This is a genomic window from Streptomyces sp. NPDC051913 (genome assembly GCF_044593635.1).
GTDB lineage: Bacteria > Actinomycetota > Actinomycetes > Streptomycetales > Streptomycetaceae > Streptomyces.
Window position 1 is genome coordinate 150,109 of record NZ_JBIUCI010000006.1, and the last position, 17,028, is coordinate 167,136.

The 17,028-nt window shown below is 72.0% G+C and carries 17 protein-coding genes; 8 read left to right on the plus strand and 9 right to left on the minus strand.

Annotated elements, in window-relative coordinates:
• The first annotated feature begins 135 nt into the window (after positions 1 to 135).
• Genes ACIHIX_RS20005 through ACIHIX_RS20015 form a run of 3 tightly spaced genes read left to right on the plus strand, consistent with a single transcriptional unit; the run spans position 136 to position 3,207 of the window.
• Entirely contained in the window at positions 136 to 909 is a 774-nt protein-coding gene (locus ACIHIX_RS20005; protein ID WP_399957691.1) for an SDR family oxidoreductase, read from the plus strand.
• Positions 906 to 2,573 (plus strand): class I adenylate-forming enzyme family protein, encoded by a 1,668-nt coding sequence (locus ACIHIX_RS20010; protein WP_399957693.1) that lies wholly within the window; start codon positions 906 to 908, stop codon positions 2,571 to 2,573. The genes ACIHIX_RS20005 and ACIHIX_RS20010 overlap by 4 nt, the downstream gene beginning before the upstream one ends.
• Before the next feature lie 40 nt (positions 2,574 to 2,613).
• On the plus strand, positions 2,614 to 3,207 hold the full coding sequence (locus tag ACIHIX_RS20015) for a TetR/AcrR family transcriptional regulator (protein ID WP_399957696.1): 594 nt from the start codon (positions 2,614 to 2,616) through the stop codon (positions 3,205 to 3,207).
• A gap of 177 nt (positions 3,208 to 3,384) precedes the next feature.
• Here the strand turns inward: ACIHIX_RS20015 and ACIHIX_RS20020 are convergent, their stop codons facing one another.
• The 3 genes from ACIHIX_RS20020 to ACIHIX_RS20030 all read right to left on the minus strand — a co-directional run bounded on the left by ACIHIX_RS20020 (position 3,385) and on the right by ACIHIX_RS20030 (position 6,163).
• Positions 3,385 to 4,599 carry an acyl-CoA dehydrogenase family protein gene (locus tag ACIHIX_RS20020; protein ID WP_399957699.1) on the minus strand — a complete coding sequence of 405 codons (1,215 nt, stop codon included), beginning with the start codon at positions 4,597 to 4,599 and terminating at the stop codon, positions 3,385 to 3,387.
• Positions 4,600 to 4,605: 6 nt separating this feature from the next.
• Entirely contained in the window at positions 4,606 to 5,628 is a 1,023-nt protein-coding gene (locus tag ACIHIX_RS20025) for a phosphotransferase family protein (RefSeq protein WP_399957702.1), read from the minus strand.
• A gap of 238 nt (positions 5,629 to 5,866) precedes the next feature.
• Positions 5,867 to 6,163, minus strand: a complete 297-nt coding sequence (locus ACIHIX_RS20030) for a hypothetical protein (protein ID WP_399957705.1) — start codon at positions 6,161 to 6,163, stop codon at positions 5,867 to 5,869.
• A 120-nt stretch (positions 6,164 to 6,283) separates the two neighbouring features.
• Between ACIHIX_RS20030 and ACIHIX_RS20035 the strand changes: the two genes are divergently transcribed.
• Positions 6,284 to 7,261 carry an NADP-dependent oxidoreductase gene (locus ACIHIX_RS20035; protein WP_399957708.1) on the plus strand — a complete coding sequence of 326 codons (978 nt, stop codon included), beginning with the start codon at positions 6,284 to 6,286 and terminating at the stop codon, positions 7,259 to 7,261.
• 43 nt (positions 7,262 to 7,304) lie between these two features.
• On the opposite strand, the gene ACIHIX_RS20040 is transcribed toward ACIHIX_RS20035, so the two are convergent.
• The 4 genes from ACIHIX_RS20040 to ACIHIX_RS20055 are packed head-to-tail and all read right to left on the minus strand — an operon-like array spanning position 7,305 to position 9,532.
• Positions 7,305 to 7,631: a DUF202 domain-containing protein gene (locus ACIHIX_RS20040; protein WP_399957711.1), complete on the minus strand. Its 327-nt coding sequence runs from the start codon at positions 7,629 to 7,631 to the stop codon at positions 7,305 to 7,307.
• The gene (locus ACIHIX_RS20045; RefSeq protein ID WP_194083759.1) at positions 7,628 to 8,020 is read right to left on the minus strand and encodes a YidH family protein; all 393 of its coding nucleotides are present in this window, start codon (positions 8,018 to 8,020) and stop codon (positions 7,628 to 7,630) included. Before ACIHIX_RS20045 ends, ACIHIX_RS20040 begins: the two co-directional genes overlap by 4 nt.
• Before the next feature lie 55 nt (positions 8,021 to 8,075).
• Positions 8,076 to 8,591, minus strand: coding sequence for an NUDIX hydrolase (locus ACIHIX_RS20050; RefSeq protein ID WP_399957714.1), 516 nt, complete (start codon positions 8,589 to 8,591; stop codon positions 8,076 to 8,078).
• A gap of 47 nt (positions 8,592 to 8,638) precedes the next feature.
• Complete coding sequence (locus tag ACIHIX_RS20055; RefSeq protein WP_399957717.1) at positions 8,639 to 9,532, minus strand: DMT family transporter; 894 nt, start codon at positions 9,530 to 9,532, stop codon at positions 8,639 to 8,641.
• Positions 9,533 to 9,949: 417 nt separating this feature from the next.
• Here ACIHIX_RS20055 and ACIHIX_RS20060 point away from each other — a divergent pair, with 417 nt between their 5' ends.
• The 4 genes from ACIHIX_RS20060 to ACIHIX_RS20075 all read left to right on the plus strand — a co-directional run bounded on the left by ACIHIX_RS20060 (position 9,950) and on the right by ACIHIX_RS20075 (position 13,888).
• Positions 9,950 to 10,900, plus strand: a complete 951-nt coding sequence (locus ACIHIX_RS20060; protein WP_399957720.1) for a hypothetical protein — start codon at positions 9,950 to 9,952, stop codon at positions 10,898 to 10,900.
• A gap of 30 nt (positions 10,901 to 10,930) precedes the next feature.
• Entirely contained in the window at positions 10,931 to 12,454 is a 1,524-nt protein-coding gene (locus tag ACIHIX_RS20065) for an APC family permease (protein ID WP_399957723.1), read from the plus strand.
• Between the two features lie 74 nt (positions 12,455 to 12,528).
• Complete coding sequence (locus tag ACIHIX_RS20070) at positions 12,529 to 13,284, plus strand: molybdopterin-dependent oxidoreductase (RefSeq protein WP_399957726.1); 756 nt, start codon at positions 12,529 to 12,531, stop codon at positions 13,282 to 13,284.
• Positions 13,268 to 13,888 carry a cytochrome b/b6 domain-containing protein gene (locus ACIHIX_RS20075; RefSeq protein WP_399957729.1) on the plus strand — a complete coding sequence of 207 codons (621 nt, stop codon included), beginning with the start codon at positions 13,268 to 13,270 and terminating at the stop codon, positions 13,886 to 13,888. Before ACIHIX_RS20070 ends, ACIHIX_RS20075 begins: the two co-directional genes overlap by 17 nt.
• Before the next feature lie 1,110 nt (positions 13,889 to 14,998).
• Here the strand turns inward: ACIHIX_RS20075 and ACIHIX_RS20080 are convergent.
• Both ACIHIX_RS20080 and ACIHIX_RS20085 read right to left on the minus strand, forming a co-directional pair.
• Positions 14,999 to 16,396 (minus strand): GntP family permease, encoded by a 1,398-nt coding sequence (locus tag ACIHIX_RS20080; RefSeq protein ID WP_399957731.1) that lies wholly within the window; start codon positions 16,394 to 16,396, stop codon positions 14,999 to 15,001.
• A gap of 49 nt (positions 16,397 to 16,445) precedes the next feature.
• Positions 16,446 to 16,952, minus strand: a complete 507-nt coding sequence (locus ACIHIX_RS20085; RefSeq protein WP_399957734.1) for a gluconokinase — start codon at positions 16,950 to 16,952, stop codon at positions 16,446 to 16,448.
• Positions 16,953 to 17,028: the final 76 nt, after the last annotated feature.

The window sequence follows — 17,028 nt, forward strand, 5'->3', positions numbered from 1 at the left end:
GTGCGGAAGGTGCGGGTGGTTCGTGGCTTGTCGCGCAGTTCCCCGCGCCCCCAAGGGCCTGATCCCACCCCTTCCTAGTGACATACCGACCGGTTAGTCTGGCCACAGCCTGGAGCCGCATTCCTAAGGAGACCGATGGTGGAAGCCCTGCGAGACGCCGGAGTCGTCGTCACCGGAGCCGGGGGAGGGATCGGGGCCGCCCTCGCGCGGCGGTTCGCCGCCGAAGGGGCCCGGGTCGTCGTCAATGACCTCGACGCCGACCGGGCCAAGGCCGTCGCCGAGGAGATCGGCGGCATCGCCGTGCCCGGCGACGCTTCCGCCGTCGTCGCCGACGCCCGTGCCGCGCTCGGCGGTGCCGTCGACGTGTACTGCGCCAACGCCGGGGTCGCCTTCGGCGGGCCCGAGGTGGACGACCTCGCCGATGCCAAGGCCTGGGAGCTGTCCTGGGACGTCAACGTCATGGCACATGTGCGTGCCGCCCATGAACTGCTCCCGGGATGGCTGGAGCGGGGGAGCGGGCGGTTCGTGTCGACCGTGTCCGCGGCCGGGCTGCTGACCATGATCGGGGCCGCGCCGTACGCCGTCACCAAGCACGGGGCGTACGCCTTCGCCGAGTATCTGTCGCTGACCTACCGGCACCGGGGCGTCAAGGTCCACGCCATCTGTCCGCAGGGCGTGCGCACCGACATGCTGGCCGCCACCGGCACCGCGGGCGACCTGGTGCTCAAGCCGACCGCGGTCGAGCCGGAGGACGTCGCCGAGGCGCTGTTCCAGGGCATGGAGGAGGACCGCTTCCTGATCCTTCCGCACCCCGAGGTCGCCGCCTATTACCAGGCCCGCGCCGCCGAGCCCGACCGCTGGCTGGCCGGTATGAACCACATCCAGCAGAAGTGGGAGGAGGCGCGGTGACCGACTCCCTGTACGCCGCCAAGCCCTGGGTCGCCCTCCTCAACGACGCCCAGCGCGCACCGATAGACCCCGCCGACTCCCTCGTCCATGCTCTGCGAAGGGCTGCCGGTGACGTCCCCGACCGCACCTTCCTCGCCTACTTCGACGGGCGGCTGAGTTACCGCGAGGTCGACGCGCTGAGCGACTCCGTCGCCGGGCATCTTGCCGCCCGGGGCCTGGAGCGCGGCGACCGGGTGGCGATCCTGCTCCAGAACTCGCCGCACTTCGTGATCGCCCTGCTGGGCGCGTGGAAGGCGGGCGCGGTCGTCGTGCCGGTCAACCCCATGTACAAGGCGGGGGAGGTCACCCATGTCCTGCGGGACGGCGAGGTGGCCGCGCTGATCTGCTCCGACCGGGCCTGGGAGTCGTATCTGCGCGAGACGACCGCGGACTCGCCGGTGCGGATCGTGCTCACCGGCTGCGAGCTGGACTTCCAGACGCGCGACGACGCGCGCGTGCTGGCCTTCGAGCGGCTGCCGCGGGCCGCCGACGCCGACGACCTGGCGGCCGTGGCCCGCGCGGGCCACCAGGCGCCCGAGAGCCGTGACCCGGCCCCCTCCGACATCGCGCTCATCAGCTACACCTCGGGCACCAGCGGCGCCCCCAAGGGCGCCACCAACACGCACGCCAACATCATGTGCAACGCCGAGCGGCAGCGCACGGGCCTGGCGCTGCCGGACGCGCCGGTCTACTACGCGCTCGCCCCGCTGTTCCACATCACCGGGATGGTGTGCGAGCTGGGGGCCTGTCTCAACAGCGCGGGCACGCTGGTGCTGACGTACCGCTTCGAGACGGGTGTCGTGCTGGAGGCGTTCGCCGAGCACCGGCCGCACTACACCGTCGGCCCGTCCACCGCGTTCATGGCGCTGGCCGCCCACCCGGACGTCACCCCGGACCACTTCGCGTCCTTCGTGAACATCTCCTCCGGTGGCGCCCCCGTGCCGCCCGCCCTGGTGGAGAAGTTCCGGGCGGGCTTCGGGCCGTACATCCGCAACGGCTACGGGCTCACCGAGTGCACCGCGCCCTGCGCCTCCGTGCCGCCCCAGCTGGAGGCGCCCGTCGATCCGGTGTCCGGGACGCTGGCCGTGGGCCTGCCGGGGCCCGAGACGGTCGTGCGCATCGTCGACGACCAGGGCGCCGAGGTGCCCTTCGGCGAGCAGGGCGAGATCCTCGTGCGCGGACCCCAGGTCGTGCCGGGCTACTGGCGGCGCCCCGAGGCCACCGCCGAGACCTTCCCGGACGGCGAGCTGCGCACCGGCGACATCGGGTTCATGGACGAGCAGGGCTGGCTGTACGTCGTCGACCGCAAGAAGGACATGATCAACGCGTCCGGCTTCAAGGTCTGGCCGCGCGAGGTCGAGGACGTGCTGTACACCCACCCGGCGGTGCGCGAGGCGGCGGTGGTCGGCGTGCCGGACGGGTACCGCGGCGAGACCGTCAAGGCGTACATCAGCCTGCGGCCGGGTGTCGACACGGACCCGGATGAACTCGCGGTGTACTGCAAGGAGAGACTGGCCGCCTACAAATACCCGAGGCAGGTGGAGATCCTCCCCGACCTGCCGAAGACGGCGAGTGGGAAGATCCTCCGACGGGAACTGCGTTCCCGCCGACAGGACGAGCGCTAGCGAACGAGCGGCAGCAAACGGAAGGGCAGGTGGCGACAGAGTGGCCAGGACGACGGACGGGGACGGTACGCCCGTCCCGCAGCGGCTGCTGGCCGCCGCCACCCGGCTCTTCGCCGAACAGGGCTACGACCGCACCTCCGTGCAGGAGATCGTCGAGGCGGCCGGCGTCACCAAGGGGGCGCTGTACCACTACTTCGGCTCCAAGGACGACCTCCTGCACGAGGTGTACGCGCGCGTGCTGCGCGTCCAGCAGGAGCGCCTGGACGCGTTCGCGAACGCGGACGAGCCCATCGAGAAGCGGCTGCGGGGCGCGGCGGCGGACGTCGTCGTGACGACCATCGAGAACCTCGACGACGCGTCGATCTTCTTCCGCTCCATGCACCATCTGAGCCCGGAGAAGAACAAGCAGGTGCGCGCCGAGCGCCGGCGCTACCACGAACGCTTCCGTGCGCTGGTCGAGGAGGGCCAGGAGGCGGGTGTCTTCTCCACCGCCACCCCGGCCGACCTGGTCGTGGACTACCACTTCGGCTCGGTCCACCACCTGTCGACCTGGTACCGCCCCGACGGCCCCATGACCCCGCAGGAGGTCGCCGACCACCTGGCCGACCTGCTGCTGCGGGCGCTGCGCCCGTGAGATGACCGAGGAGGGCCCCGGCCGCCGGATCTCCACGCACGGCAGCCCGGCCCGCTCCCCGATCGGCAGCGGCACGAACGCCACCCCGATCCCGGCCCGCACCAGCTCCACCGGCAGCCCGGCCTGGGTGACGTTCCGCCGACGCGCAGTGCGGGCCTCACCGGCCCGCAGCGCGGCTCACACGTACTTCTTCAACTCCCGCCGCGCCAGCGACCGCTGGTGCACCTCGTCCGGGCCGTCCGCGATCATCAGCGTCCGCGCACCCGCGTACAGCTCGGCCAGCGGGAAGTCCTGGCTGACACCGCCCGCGCCGTGCAGCTGGATCGCGCGGTCGATGATGTCGACCACCGCGCGCGGCGTGGCGATCTTGATGGCCTGGATCTCCGCGTGGGCGCCCCGGTTGCCGACGGTGTCCATCAGCCAGGCCGTCTTCAGGACCAGCAGCCGCAGCTGCTCGACCGTCACACGCGCGTCGGCGATCCAGTTGTGGACCACGCCCTGCTGGGCCAGCGCCTTGCCGAAGGCGTTGCGGGACACGGCCCGCCGGCACATCAGCTCGATGGCCCGCTCCGCCATGCCGATCAGCCGCATGCAGTGGTGGATGCGGCCCGGACCGAGGCGGGCCTGCGCGATGGCGAAGCCGCCGCCCTCCTCGCCGATCAGGTTCGCGACCGGCACGCGCGCGTGGTCGAAGATCACCTCGGCGTGACCGCCGTGGTAGTGGTCCTCGTAGCCGAAGACCTTCATGGCGCGCTTGACCGTCACGCCCGGGGTGTCGCGGGGGACCAGGACCATGGACTGCTGGCGGCGGATGTCGGCGCCGTCCGGGTCCGTCTTGCCCATCACGATGAAGATCTTGCAGTCCGGGTTCATCGCCCCGGAGATGTACCACTTGCGACCGGTGATGACGTAGTCGTCGCCGTCGCGCTCGATGTACGTGGTGATGTTGGTGGCGTCCGAGGAGGCCACCTCCGGCTCGGTCATCGCGAACGCCGAGCGGATCTCACCCGCCAGCAGCGGCTCCAGCCACTGCTTCTTCTGCTGCTCGTCGCCGAACTGGGAGAGCACCTCCATGTTGCCCGTGTCCGGCGCCGCGCAGTTCAGCGCGGTCGGCGCCAGCTGCGGCGAACGGCCGGTGATCTCGGCCAGCGGCGCGTACTGGAGGTTGGTCAGCCCCGCCCCGTACTCGGCGTCGGGCAGGAAGAGGTTCCACAGGCCCTGCCTGCGCGCCTCGGCCTTCAGCTCCTCCACCACGGCCGGGGTGTCCCACGGCGACGCCAGCGCGGCGCGCTGCTCCTCCGCCACCGCCTCGGCCGGGTAGACGTACTCGTCCATGAAGGCGAGCAGCTTGGCGCGCAGTTCCTCGGTGCGCGCGTCGAACGCGAAGTCCATGGCGGGTCAGCCTTCCTGAAGGGTGGTGAGGCCGTGCTGGATGAAGACGGGGACGAGGTCGCCGATGCGGTCGAAGCCGCGGCCGACCGTCTGGCCCAGGGTGTAGCGGTAGTGGATGCCCTCCAGGATCACGGCGAGCTTGAACCACGCGAACGCCGTGTACCAGGAGACCTGGGAGACATCGCGCCCCGAGCGGGCCGCGTAGCGCTCGACCAGTTCCGCGGGATCCGGGTGCCCCGGTGCCTCGGCGGTCGTGGAGACGGGGGAGTCCGGCATGCCCAGCGGCAGGCTGTACATGACCAGCAGACCCAGGTCGGTGAGCGGGTCGCCGAGCGTGGACATCTCCCAGTCGAGGATCGCCTTGATGCGGTCGTCCTCACCGATGAGCACGTTGTCGAGCCGGTAGTCGCCGTGGATGACCGTGGCGGCGGGAGAGGCGGGCAGCCTGCGCCCCAGCGTCGCGTGCAGCTCGTCGATGCCGGCCAGCTCACGGTTGCGGGAGGCGTCCAGCTGCTTGCCCCAGCGGCGCAGCTGACGGTCCAGGAAGCCCTCGGGCCGGCCGAAGTCGGCGAGGCCCACCTCGGCGGGGTCCACCGCGTGCAGCTCGACGAGGGTGTCCACGAGCGCCAGCACCGCCTCACGCGTGCGTGCCGGGCCGAGCGGGGCGAGCTGGTCGGCGGTGCGGTACGGGGTGCCCTCGACGAACTCCATGACGTAGAACGGCGCCCCGAGCACCTCCTCGTCCTCACACAGCAGCAGCGGCTCGGGCACCGGCACGTTCGTCGGGTGCAGCGCGCTGATCACCCGGTGCTCGCGCTTCATGTCGTGCGCGGTGGCCAGGACGTGGCCGAGCGGAGGCCGTCGTACGACCCAGCGCGAGGTGCCGTCGGAGACCGTGTAGGTGAGGTTCGAGCGTCCGCCCTCGATCAGCCGGCCGGTCAGGGGGCCGTGGACCAGGCCGGGCCGCTCGCGGTCGAGCAGGCCGCGCAGCCGGTCGAGGTCGAGGCCGGGCGGATGGTCGGGGCTCATGCATCGCTCCTACGGGCAGGTGAACGGTGTCTGAGGACCCATGATGCCGACCGGTCGGTATGCCGTCCAGTGTGCAGGGCGAACGTGATTCGGGCCACGATAGGCCGACGGCTCCCCGCGCGCCTACGACGGGGAGCCGTGGAACTGCCTCCTGCGTGCTTCTCGGTGCCTTCGCGGTGCCTACGCGATGCCTTCTTCCGTGCCTTCGCTGTGCCTTCTCGGGCAGGTCGGCGACGGGTCAGTGATCGTCCCAGTGCCCGTTGTGCGCGGCGTGCCGGTGGCCGTCGTGCAGATAGTCGACATGGTCGCCGTGCAGGACGCTCTCGTGACCGCAGCCGTCCCCGTGCCGGTGCTCGTGCGCCTCGTGGGCGACATGGTCGCCCGGCTCGCACTCGTCCCAGTGCCCGCCGTGCTCGCGGTGCAGATGCCCGCCGTGGGCGTAGTCGACGTGGTCCCCGTGCGGGACCTCGGTGTGTCCGCAGTCCGGGCCGTGGGCGTGCGTGTGGGAGGCGTGTTCCTGATGGAGGGTGCTCATGTGCTCACCTTCGGAGAAGCCTGGGATCTTGCCGATGACGTCGGACAGGCTGCCACGCGAACGCCGCATATCCGGGCATCCCGCTTGCGTGGCGTCCGACTACCCCGGAGGGTCGGTGCCATGAAGGCCATCAGCTATTCACGCTACGGCGGCCCCGAGGTCCTCGCGTACGGCGATGTGCGCGATCCCAAGGTCGGGGTCGACGCGGTGCTGGTCAAGGTCCGCGCGGCGGCCGTCAACCCGGTCGACTGGCACTGCCGCGAGGGGCACCTCGACCGGATCCTCGACCCCGTCTTCCCGGTCGTCCCCGGCTGGGACGTCTCCGGCGTGGTCGTCCAACTCGGCGTCTCCGTCACCGAGTTCGAGGTCGGCGACGAGGTCATCGGCTACGTCCGCGAGGACTTCCTGTCCCGCGGCACCTTCGCCCAGTACGTGGCCGCCCCCGTGCGCACCCTCGCCCGCAAGCCCCGCAACCTCTCCTTCGAGGAGGCGGCCGGCCTGCCGCTGACCGGTCTGACGGCCTACCAGGTGCTCGTCAAGGCGCTCCAGGTCAAACGCGGTGAGACGGTCCTCGTGCACGCCGCGGCCGGCGGAGTCGGCTCGATCGCGGTACAGCTCGCCCGGCACATCGGCGCCCGGGTCATCGGTACGGCGAGCCCGGCCAACCACGACTTCGTACGGAGCCTAGGCGGCGAGCCGGTCGCGTACGGCGAGGGTCTGGCCGAACGGGTGCGCGGTCTCGCCCCGGAGGGCGTGGACGCGGCGTTCGACACGATCGGCGGCGAGACCCTGACAATCTCCGCCAACCTCCTGGCCCCCGAGGGCCGCCTGGTCTCCATCGCGGACGCCGAGGTCGTCGCCTACGGCGGCCGCTACTTCTGGGTCCGCCCCGACGCCGACGACCTCCAGCGCCTGTCCGAACTCGCGGAACAGGGCGTGGTCTCGGTGCATGTGTCGGAGAGCTTCCCGCTGGAACGGGCGGCGGAGGCCCAGCGGCTGAACCAGGAGGGGCGGACCAGGGGGAAGATCGTGGTCACGGTGGACTGGGAGACGCAGGAGGGGGAGGCGGGGGAGGGGAGCGCGGGCTCGCCGGGCTAGCCGGGCTCGCCGGGCCGGCCGGGCCGGCCGGGCCGGCCGGGTCTCAGAACACCAACGCCGCCCCGCACACCGCCACCGCCACCGTGCACAGCGCCGCGGCCGTGGCGTGCCGCGGGGCGAGCGCCAAGGGGCTCGGGTCCGCCGCGAGCGCCCGGATACGGCGGTGCGCGAGCAGCAGGAAGCCCAGCCAGAGCACGGTGCACAGGGCGCACGCGACGACACCGACCGCGGACACCTCGCCGTGCAGCGCGGTCTTCACGGCGAGGACGGCGGCGACGGTGGCGGACAGGGTCGTACGACGCCACGCGAGCCGTGTGCGCTCCGGCTGGAGCCCCGGATCGCGTCCGGCGTCGGTGACCGCCGCGCTCACCCCTCCCACCCGACGAGCACGACGACGACCATCGCGAGGGCGACGACCGCGACCACCACGCTCAGCAGCGCGGGGAACCGCGACACCGGCAGATCCTCGCCCCGGCGCATCGCCCGTTCGCAGCGCATCCAGTGATTGACCGCCCGCAGCGAGCACAGCACACCGGCGCCGAGCAGCGCGAGGGCCAGCCCGACCCGCCAGCCCCAGCGCAGGTCCGGCAGGAACTGGTCCACGGCGAAGCCCCCGCCGATCAGCGCGAGCGCGGTGCGCAGCCAGGCCAGGAAGGTGCGCTCGTTGGCGAGCGAGAACCGGTAGTCGGGCGTACCGCCTTCCTCCCGGACCTCCTCGGGCGCGAACCAGAGCCGGACGTTCCGTGCGAATTCGATCACGCGCAGGACCCTACCCGGCGGGCCACCTCCGGCCCTGCGGGTGGTGGGCCCGGACTCAGCTCCCCTTCCGGTGCTCCTTGAGCCGCGCGTACGCGTCCACCCCGTCCGGCACCCAATCCCACTCCGTCAGCCGCCGCTCCACCTCGTCCTCGGTCAGGAAGTCGTGCCAGGCGACCTCCTCCACCTGCGGACTGACCGGCAGCTCGCAGCGCACCTCGTACACCGCCGACCACCAGGTCTGCCCGGCCCCGTCGTCGTACAGGAACTTGAAGAGGAAGGAAGGCCGGGGGAGGCCGCTGACGCCCAGCTCCTCCTCTGCCTCGCGCAGCGCCGCCCGGTCGTAGGACTCGCCCGCGCCGACCACTCCGCCGACCCACATGTCGTACCGGGACGGGAAGACCAGCTTGGTCGGGGTGCGGCGGTGCACGAAGAGCCGCCCGTCGGCGTCCCGCGCCTGGATGAAGACGCAGCGGTGGCGGAGCCCACGGGCGTAGGCCTCGCCGCGCGGGGACCGTCCGACGACCTGATCATGCTCGTCGACGATGTCGAGGATCTCGTCAGCAGCGCTCATGGGCCCATCCAAGCAGCACGGGCGGACACGCCGCCGCGTGCTCGGCCTCAGTTCGGCTGGAGCCTCCGCGCCCGGACTGCCTGCGTCGCCCCGCTCGGCATGGCCGGGTGCAGCCCGAGGAGCACGATTCCCACCACGACCGCCGCGAGCCCGGCCGCCTCCCAGGCCAGTGCCCCGGTGTCGGTGCGGAGCCGGTCGCCGAGGAAGCCGACGCCGCAGATGATTCCGGCGAGGGGCTGGGCGGCGGTCAGGGCGGGCAGGGACATACGGAGGGAGGCCGTCTCGAAGGCGCTCTGGACGAGGACCAGGCCGGTCACGCCGAGCGCGAGGACGGCGTAGGGCTGCCAGCCGGTGAGGACCTCCATGAGGCCGCCCTCGGAGAAGCGCTGGCCGGTGACCCGGGTGAGGGCGTCCTGGACGCCGTAGAGAAGTCCGGCCGCGACGGCCAGCAGCGCCGGGCCCGAGCTGAGGCGGGAGCGCTTGGCGTACGTCGTCAGCAGCAGCGCGAGCCCGATCATGGCGCCGATGATCAGCCAGTGGCGGAAGGGGTCGGCCACGGCGGAGCCGCCGCGCGGCTCACCCGCCACGATGAACGCCGTCACGCCGCCCGCGAGCAGCAGCAGACCGGCCCAGCCCTGGCGGCCCAGCGACTGCTTGGTCTGATGCCGGGAGAGGGCCATCGCGAAGAGCAGGTTGGTCGCCAGCAGGGGTTCGACCAGGGAGATCTCGCCCTGCCCCAGCGCGATCGCGCCGAGGACCATGCCGGCCACCATCAGTGCGATGCCGCCGAGCCAGCGCGGTACCCGCACCAGGTCGAGGAGCAGCCGGGGCGAGAGGAAGTCGTTCAGGGGCGCGCGCTGGGCCGCGTTCTGCTGGAGGACGAAGCCGATGCCCAAGCAGCAGGCCGCGCTCACGGCGAGAACCAGAACCAGAACCGACACGCTGCGTACCTCGATCACTCGGCCGGGCCACGGGGCGGGTTAGGGGCCGACTGTAGCGCCGTTGGCCCCGGCCTGCTCCCGGGAGTACCCGGATCCGGGCGGTTGACTCGGTCGCGCATCGGGACGGCGCGACCTTTCCGTCATGGTGGGCGCCCTCGTCGCGCGGCGCCATGGCGTGCGCCACATCCGGGCCGTACTCAGGTTCGAAGACGGGTGGTGAAAATTCACAACTACCCCACCAGTCCCTCAAGTTGACGCGTGTAACACCCGTTCCAGCCTTGACGGGAACCATTGGCTGCGGGTTTGCTGTCCGTGATCAGTTGCCCACGCCCTGATGATCAGCCCGCTGATCAACCCCGTGGGCTCACCCCTGCCGACAGTCGACGTCGCGCCACGTCGCACGAGGAAGTCTCCGCGGTGTCACCACCCCCGCCACCCCTGGGCCGCAGCCGCCGACGCGCGGCCCAGGCCTTCGACGCCGCCCTCGACGACGCCGAACTCGTCGCCGCCCGCGCCGCCCTCGCCCAGGGCCGCTGGCAGGCCGCCCGCTCGCTCCTCGCCCACACGGGCGACGACTGGGACCTGCGCGGCCACCGTGTCACCGGCCTCGCCCAGGAGCCCTACAGCGCCGCCTGGACGCGCGACTGGCAGCTCGCCGAACCCGAGTCCGCCGACGCCGCCGTCCTGCTCGCCCTCGCCCAGGTCCAGCGCGCCCTGCGCGGCAAGGAGAAGCCGGACCGCGCCCGAGAGGCCTGCCGGGCCGCCGCCGACCGGGCGCCCACGGATCCCACGCCCTGGCTCGGCCTGCTCATGCTGGAGCAGGGCTCGACCGCCGCCGAGAACGCGGTCCGGCTCTTCGAGCAGATCCGCGCGCGCTTCGCCGACCATCACCACGCCCACCACCTGATGGTCGCCCGCCTCGCCGAGCACCGCGCCGCTGCCGGCCCCGACCCGCTCCACGAGGTCTACGACTTCGCGAACTGGGCCGCCGAGCAGGCCCCCGCCGACTCGCCGCTCGCGATCCTCCCGGTCGTCGCCCACGCCGAGCGCTACCGCGTCCTCGCCACCGCCGGACACGAGCCCCCCGACCCGGCCGCCTCCGGGCACTGGGTCGGCCGCCGGGCCCGCCAGGTGATGAAGGCCGCGTTCGACTGGTGGCTGGAGTGGGAGCACGAGGGCCACCCCCGCCGTCTGGTCGACCTCAACTTCCTCGCCCACGCCAAGGTCTGCGAGGGCCGCGGCGCCGAGGCCGCCGCCCTCTTCCACCGCATCGGCGAACACGCCACCCCGGCCCCCTGGTCGTACCCCGACCGGGACCCGCACTCCGCCTTCCGTGCCGCCCGCGACAGCGCGCTCGGCACGGCGTAACGCCCCCGAACCCAGCTAAGGACGGTCCCGATGACCACGAGCAGAGCCAGCGCCGACGACGGCATCAGTACCTACAAGGGCCAGGAACGGGCCCTGCGCGCCGACCGCCTGGGCACCGGAGGACTGCTCCTGTCCGTCCTCGCCGCGACCGCCCCCCTCATGGTCGTCGCGGGTGTCATGCCCACCACATTCGCGGTGATGGGCATCGTCGGCCAGCCGCTGCTCTTCGTCGTCCTCGGCGTGATCCTCATCCTCTTCAGCATCGGCTACGCCGAGATGAGCCGGCACGTACACAACGCGGGCGCCTTCTACGCCTACATCTCCCGCGGCCTCGGCGGCACCGCAGGCGCGAGCGCGGCCCTCGTCGCCCTCGTCGCCTACAACGCCCTCCAGGTCGGCATCTACGGCATCTTCGGCTTCGAGGTCTCCGGCCTCTTCGCCACCTACGCCGACCTGGAGATCGCCTGGTGGATACCGGCGCTCGCGGCCGTGGCCGCCGTCGGCGCGCTGGGCTGGCTGAAGATCGACGTCAACGCGAAGGTGCTCGGCGTCCTGCTGGTCATCGAGGTGGCCCTGGTCGTCATCTTCGACATCGCCGCCGTCGCCGACCCCGCCAAGGAAGGCCTGTCCCTGCACGCCTTCAACCCGGACACCCTCACCGGCGCGGGCGTCGGCACCGCGCTCTGCTTCTGCATCGCCGCCTTCCTCGGCTTCGAGCAGGCGCCCGTGTACGCCGAGGAGACCAGCCGCCCGCACGTCCTGGTGCCGCGCGTGATGTTCCTCGCGGTCGGCGGCGTCGCCGTCTTCTTCGCGCTCAGCAGCTGGGCCCTCACCGTCGCCACCGGCCCCTCCGCGATCGTCGGCGAGTCGCAGACACAGAGCGCGGGCCTGCTCTTCGGCCTCACCGAGTCCCGCCTCGGCGGCACCTTCACCGACGTCCTGCACGTGCTCTTCGTGACCGGCATGTTCGCGGCGATGGTCAGCTTCCACAACGTCGTCGCCCGCTACGCCTTCGCCATGGGCCGCGAGGGCCTGCTGCCGCGCGCCTTCGGCCGTACGACGGGTTCGAGCGGCGCGCCCGGCACCGGCTCGCTCCTCCAGACCGCCGTCTCCGCGCTGGTCGTGATCGCCTTCGCGGTCGCCGACGACAAGCCGACCGGCGACCCCACCGAGCCCGTCCTGCACCTGTTCACCTGGGGCGGCAACATCGGCGCCCTCGGCGTGATCCTGCTGATGGCCGCGGCCTCCTTCTCGGTCGTCGTCTTCTTCGTCCGCCGCGGCGCCGCCGGCGCCCAGGCCTGGCGGCTGACCACCTCAGCCGTCGCGGGCCTCGCCCTGCTCGTCATCGCCGGCTACACGGTGAAGGACTTCGACGTCCTGGTCGGCGCGGGCCCCGACTCGTCCCTGAGCTGGCTCCTGCCCGGCATCGTCGGCGCCTCCGTACTGGTCGGCCTCGCTCAGGGCCTGTACCTGCGCTCCCGCTCCCCGGAGGCCCACGCCCGCATCGGACTGGGCAACGAGGCGTTCCAGCTGGAGAAGGCGGCGCAGTCGTAAGAAGTGGTTACGGAAATCTGACGGGCACCCGCGAAACCTGGTCCGCCAGGGCTCGCGGGTGTTCGAATGAGTACGTGAATCCCGAACAACCCGAGGCGGAGGGCCCGCACCCCGAGACGCCCGAGACGGCGGGCCGGCCCGTCGGCCGCCGCGTCCTCCTCGGCACCCTCGGCCTGGGCGCCCTCGGCGTGGTGGCGGCGCCCACCCTCCAGCGCGGTCTGGAGGCCTTCCTCGGCAGCGCCGCCGACAAGGACCCCACCGGCCTCACCGGCCTGCTCCCCAACGGCGGCGGCTTCCGCTACTACTCGGTCGCCTCCTCCGTCCCCCACAAGAACGCCGCGAACTACCGCCTGAGGATCGACGGCCTCGTCGACCGCCCGGCCACCTACACCCTGAACGACCTGCGCGCGCTGCCGCAGACCCGGATGGTCAAGGACGTCCAGTGCGTCACCGGCTGGCGGGTCCCGGACACCCCGTTCGAGGGCGTACGCCTCTCCCATCTGCTCGACACCGCCGGAGTGCGGGCCGAGGGCACGGCGATCCGCTTCTCCTGCTTCGACGGCACCTACACCGAGAGCCTCACCCTCGACCAGGCCCGCCGCGCCGATGTCCTGGTCGCCCTGCGCATGCAGGACAAGGACATCGGCCACTCCCACGGCGGCCCGGTCCGCCTCTATGTGGCCCCGATGTACTTCTACAAGTCCGCCAAGTGGCTCTCCGGCATCACCGTCACCAAGGACGTGCAGCCCGGCTACTGGGAGGACCGCGGCTACGACGTCGACGCCTGGGTGGGCCGTTCGAACGGACGGGACGATGACCCTACGAGCTGACGCCCCGCCCGCGACGAGGATCCGCCGCTTCGGACCCGCGCAACGCTGGGTCCACCGCACGACGGCCGCCCTGATGGGCGTCTGCGTCGCCACCGCGGCCTGTCTCTACATCCCCGAGTTCGCCGAACTCGTCGGCCGCCGCGAACTGGTCGTCCGTATCCACGAGTGGGCGGGCCTCGCCCTGCCCGTGCCGGTGCTGGCCGGCCTCGTCTCCCGCGCCTTCCGCGCCGACCTCGGCTTCCTCAACCGCTTCGGCCCGCACGACCGCCGTTGGCTCCGCGCCGCCCTGCACCGCGACAAACGCCCCTCGTCACGCCCCGCGGGCAAGTTCAACGCCGGGCAGAAGATCTACGCCTCCTGGATCGCCGGCGCCACCCTGGTCATGCTCGGCACGGGCCTGCTGATGTGGTTCACCCACCTGACCCCGATCCGCTGGCGCACCGGCGCTACCTTCGTCCACGACTGGCTGGCCCTGACCATCGGCATCGTCCTCGCGGGCCACATCGGCATGGCGCTCGGCGACCCGGAGGCCCGCCGCGGCCTGCGCACGGGCCTGGTCAGCAAGGAGTGGGCCGACCGGGAGCACTCCCTGTGGCGTCACTGACTCGCCCGGTGTCGCGGCCCCGTCAGGCGCTACGACGGTGAAGGCGCCCTCCGCCCGCACCTCGACGCCGCCGAACCGGACCGCCACGTCGACCTTCTTCGGCAGCCCGCCGGGATCGAGCGCGGGGACCACCACGTCCAGCACCACCCGGTCACCCTCCTGGGCGCCGAGCGCCGGTGGCCCGTCCGACAGGCGCCCGTCGATCAGCACCTGTCCGTCCCGCGGCAGTTCGGCGGGGTCGAAGTAGACACCGCTCAGCTCGACGGCGACGGTCTCGCCGGACCGTGCCTCGCCGTCACCGCCGGTGTCGACGCCGGCCAGCCGGTAGGCGCAGGCGGGTGCGCCGGAGGAAGAGGCATCCAGCCGCACGGTCGCGGCGGGGTGGCGCCGGTGGAAGTCCAGCAGACCGCCGAGGACGGCGTACGCGGCACGCCCCTTGCAGGTGGCGGCTCGCCCGGCGACGGCGGCGTACTCCTCGGCCGCCGTGTCCCAGTCGCCGCCCTTGCCCTGCACGGCCAGACAGGCGGAGGCCAGACCGCGCAGCACTCGCCATTCGGCATCCGCCGAGGTGGCCGGGATGCCGTCGAGGACGGTCCCGCACTCGGCTGGGGCGCGGAGCCGGTCGTAGACGCTCGACGGGTCCGAAGCAGCGTCGGTGTTCGGTGAGTTCGGGCCGGGCGGTAGCCACGGAGGGCTCTGGAGGGGCCGTACACCGGGCGAAGGGGTGGGGGAGGGGCTGGAACTTGCGGCCCCGTGCGGGCTGTCGGTGACGTGCGGGGTGTCCGCGTGACCGTGGGGTGACGGGCGGGCCGGTGTGGGGGAGGGCAGGGGTGCGACCCTGCGTCCCGCGGGGGCGTCGCTCGACGGACCGGCGGTGACGGCCCCGCCGCCTCCGTGTCCCCGGTCCGGCGTGTCCCTCCCGTCCCCGGTGAAGGCCGCGGCGGCCACCGCCACCGCTCCCGCGATGAGCAGCCCCGAGACACGCACCCCCAGGGAAACCGCCATGACGCCCCCCGACGACGGTAGGCCCCTGGGGTCAGAACCCAGGGGCCTACCATCATCGGGCCACCGGCGGCCGCTGGGGAAGCCGGTGAGTGCGACGTCGTACCGCTAGATGACCAGCGAGAGCAGCAGGACGAGACCGCCCGCGACCACCGAGATGATCGTCTCCATGACGGACCAGGTCTTGAGGGTCTGGCCGACGCTCAGGCCGAAGTACTCCTTCACCAGCCAGAAGCCGGCGTCGTTGACATGGCTGAAGAAGAGCGAGCCGGCGCCGATGGCGAGGACCAGCAGGGCCGCGTGGGTCGTCGACATGTCGGCGGCCAGCGGGGCGACCAGACCGGCCGCGGAGACCGTGGCCACCGTCGCCGAACCGGTCGCGAGACGGATCGCGACGGCGATGAGCCAGGCCAGCAGCAGGGCCGGGATCGACCAGTCCTTGGAGATGTCGAGGATCATCGCGCCCACGCCGGTGTCGATCAGCGTCTGCTTGAAGCCGCCGCCCGCGCCGACGATGAGGAGGATGCCCGCGATGGGCGCGAGCCCCTTCTCCACCAGCGGCGTGAGACGGTCCCTGCCGAACCCGGCGGGACGCAGCAGCGTGAAGATGCCGAGGATGACCGAGGCGAGCAGGGCGATCAGCGGGGAACCGATGACGTCGAAGACACGCTGCGTCGTGTTCTCGGGGTCGTCGATGACGATGTCGACGAGCGCCTTGGAGAGCATCAGCACGACCGGCAGGAGGATCGTCGTCAGCGTGGCGCCGAAGCCGGGACGCTTGTCCAGGTCCTCCGAGACGCGCTGCGGAATCATCTTGTCCGGGGCCGGGACGTCCACCCAGCGGGCCGCGTACCGGGAGAACAGCGGACCGGCGATGATCACCGTGGGGATCGCGACGAGGACGCCGAGCGCCAGCGTGACACCCAGGTTCGCCTGGACCGCGTCGATCGCGACCAGCGGGCCGGGGTGCGGCGGGACCAGGCCGTGCATCACGGACAGACCGGCGAGGGCCGGGATGCCGATGCGCATGAGCGAGTAGTTGCCGCGCTTGGCGACCATCAGCACGACCGGGATCAGCAGGACGACGCCGACCTCGAAGAACAGCGGCAGACCGATCACCGAGGCGATGAGCACCATGGCCCACGGCATCGACCGGCCGCCCGCCTTGGCGAGGATCGTGTCGACGATCTGGTCGGCGCCCCCGGAGTCGGCGAGCATCTTGCCGAGGATCGCGCCCAGCGCGATCAGCACGCCCACACCGGCCACGGTGGTGCCGAGACCGGTGGTGAAACTGGCGATGGCCTTGTCGAGGGGCGCTCCGGCGAACGCGCCCAGCGCCAGCGACCCGATGGTCAGCGACAGGAACGCGTGGAGCTTGAACTGGGTGATGAGCAGGACGATGACGGCGATGCCCGCCAGGACGGCGATGCCCAGCTGAGCGTGACCGGCCGAGGTGATGGGCTCGACGGGGTCCGCTGCCAGCAACTCGACGCTGAGTCTGGTCACGGGGGTTTCCCTTGCAGGTACGGGGACGGGGGAGAGAGGCTGCGGGGGGTTACGGGAGTTCGCTCAGGGCCTTCGCGGCCCGGGCGGTGATCTCCTCGGGGCTGCCGGTGACGTCCACCACGACACCCGACTCGTCGCCCTCCAGCGGCTGGAGGGTGGCGAACTGGGAGTCGAGCAGCGCGGTCGGCATGAAGTGCCCCTGCCGATGCGACATCCGGTCCTCGATGAGGGCGCGGTCGCCCGCGAGGTGCACGAAGACGAGCCCGGGAGCGGCGACGCGGAGCCGGTCGCGGTACGACCGCTTCAGCGCCGAGCAGCTGACTACCCCGCCGAGCCCCGCCCGCCCGTGCGCCCAGTCGCCGATGGCGTCCAGCCATGGCCACCGGTCGTCGTCGGTGAGGGGGGTGCCGGCCGACATCTTGGCGATGTTGGCCGACGGGTGGAAGTCGTCGCCCTCGGCGTACGGGACGCCGAGACGCGCCGCGAGCAGGGGACCGATGGTGGTCTTGCCGGTGCCCGCGACGCCCATGACCACGACGACATGGGGGGTGTTCATCGCTGCCTACCTGTCTTCGTTGACGTGATGTCGACGCAACTGAAACTCATTAGGTACGACTAATCAAGAGTCTGTG

Coding starts and splice junctions, on each gene's coding strand:
- ACIHIX_RS20050 (WP_399957714.1), bottom strand. CDS start 8,591: ATGAGCGCTGCTGACGAGATCCTCGACATCGTCGACGAGCATGATCAG.
- ACIHIX_RS20065 (WP_399957723.1), top strand. CDS start 10,931: ATGACCACGAGCAGAGCCAGCGCCGACGACGGCATCAGTACCTACAAG.
- ACIHIX_RS20075 (WP_399957729.1), top strand. CDS start 13,268: ATGACCCTACGAGCTGACGCCCCGCCCGCGACGAGGATCCGCCGCTTC.
- ACIHIX_RS20085 (WP_399957734.1), bottom strand. CDS start 16,952: ATGAACACCCCCCATGTCGTCGTGGTCATGGGCGTCGCGGGCACCGGC.
- ACIHIX_RS20035 (WP_399957708.1), top strand. CDS start 6,284: ATGAAGGCCATCAGCTATTCACGCTACGGCGGCCCCGAGGTCCTCGCG.
- ACIHIX_RS20025 (WP_399957702.1), bottom strand. CDS start 5,628: ATGAGCCCCGACCATCCGCCCGGCCTCGACCTCGACCGGCTGCGCGGC.
- ACIHIX_RS20030 (WP_399957705.1), bottom strand. CDS start 6,163: ATGAGCACCCTCCATCAGGAACACGCCTCCCACACGCACGCCCACGGC.
- ACIHIX_RS20005 (WP_399957691.1), top strand. CDS start 136: ATGGTGGAAGCCCTGCGAGACGCCGGAGTCGTCGTCACCGGAGCCGGG.
- ACIHIX_RS20020 (WP_399957699.1), bottom strand. CDS start 4,599: ATGGACTTCGCGTTCGACGCGCGCACCGAGGAACTGCGCGCCAAGCTG.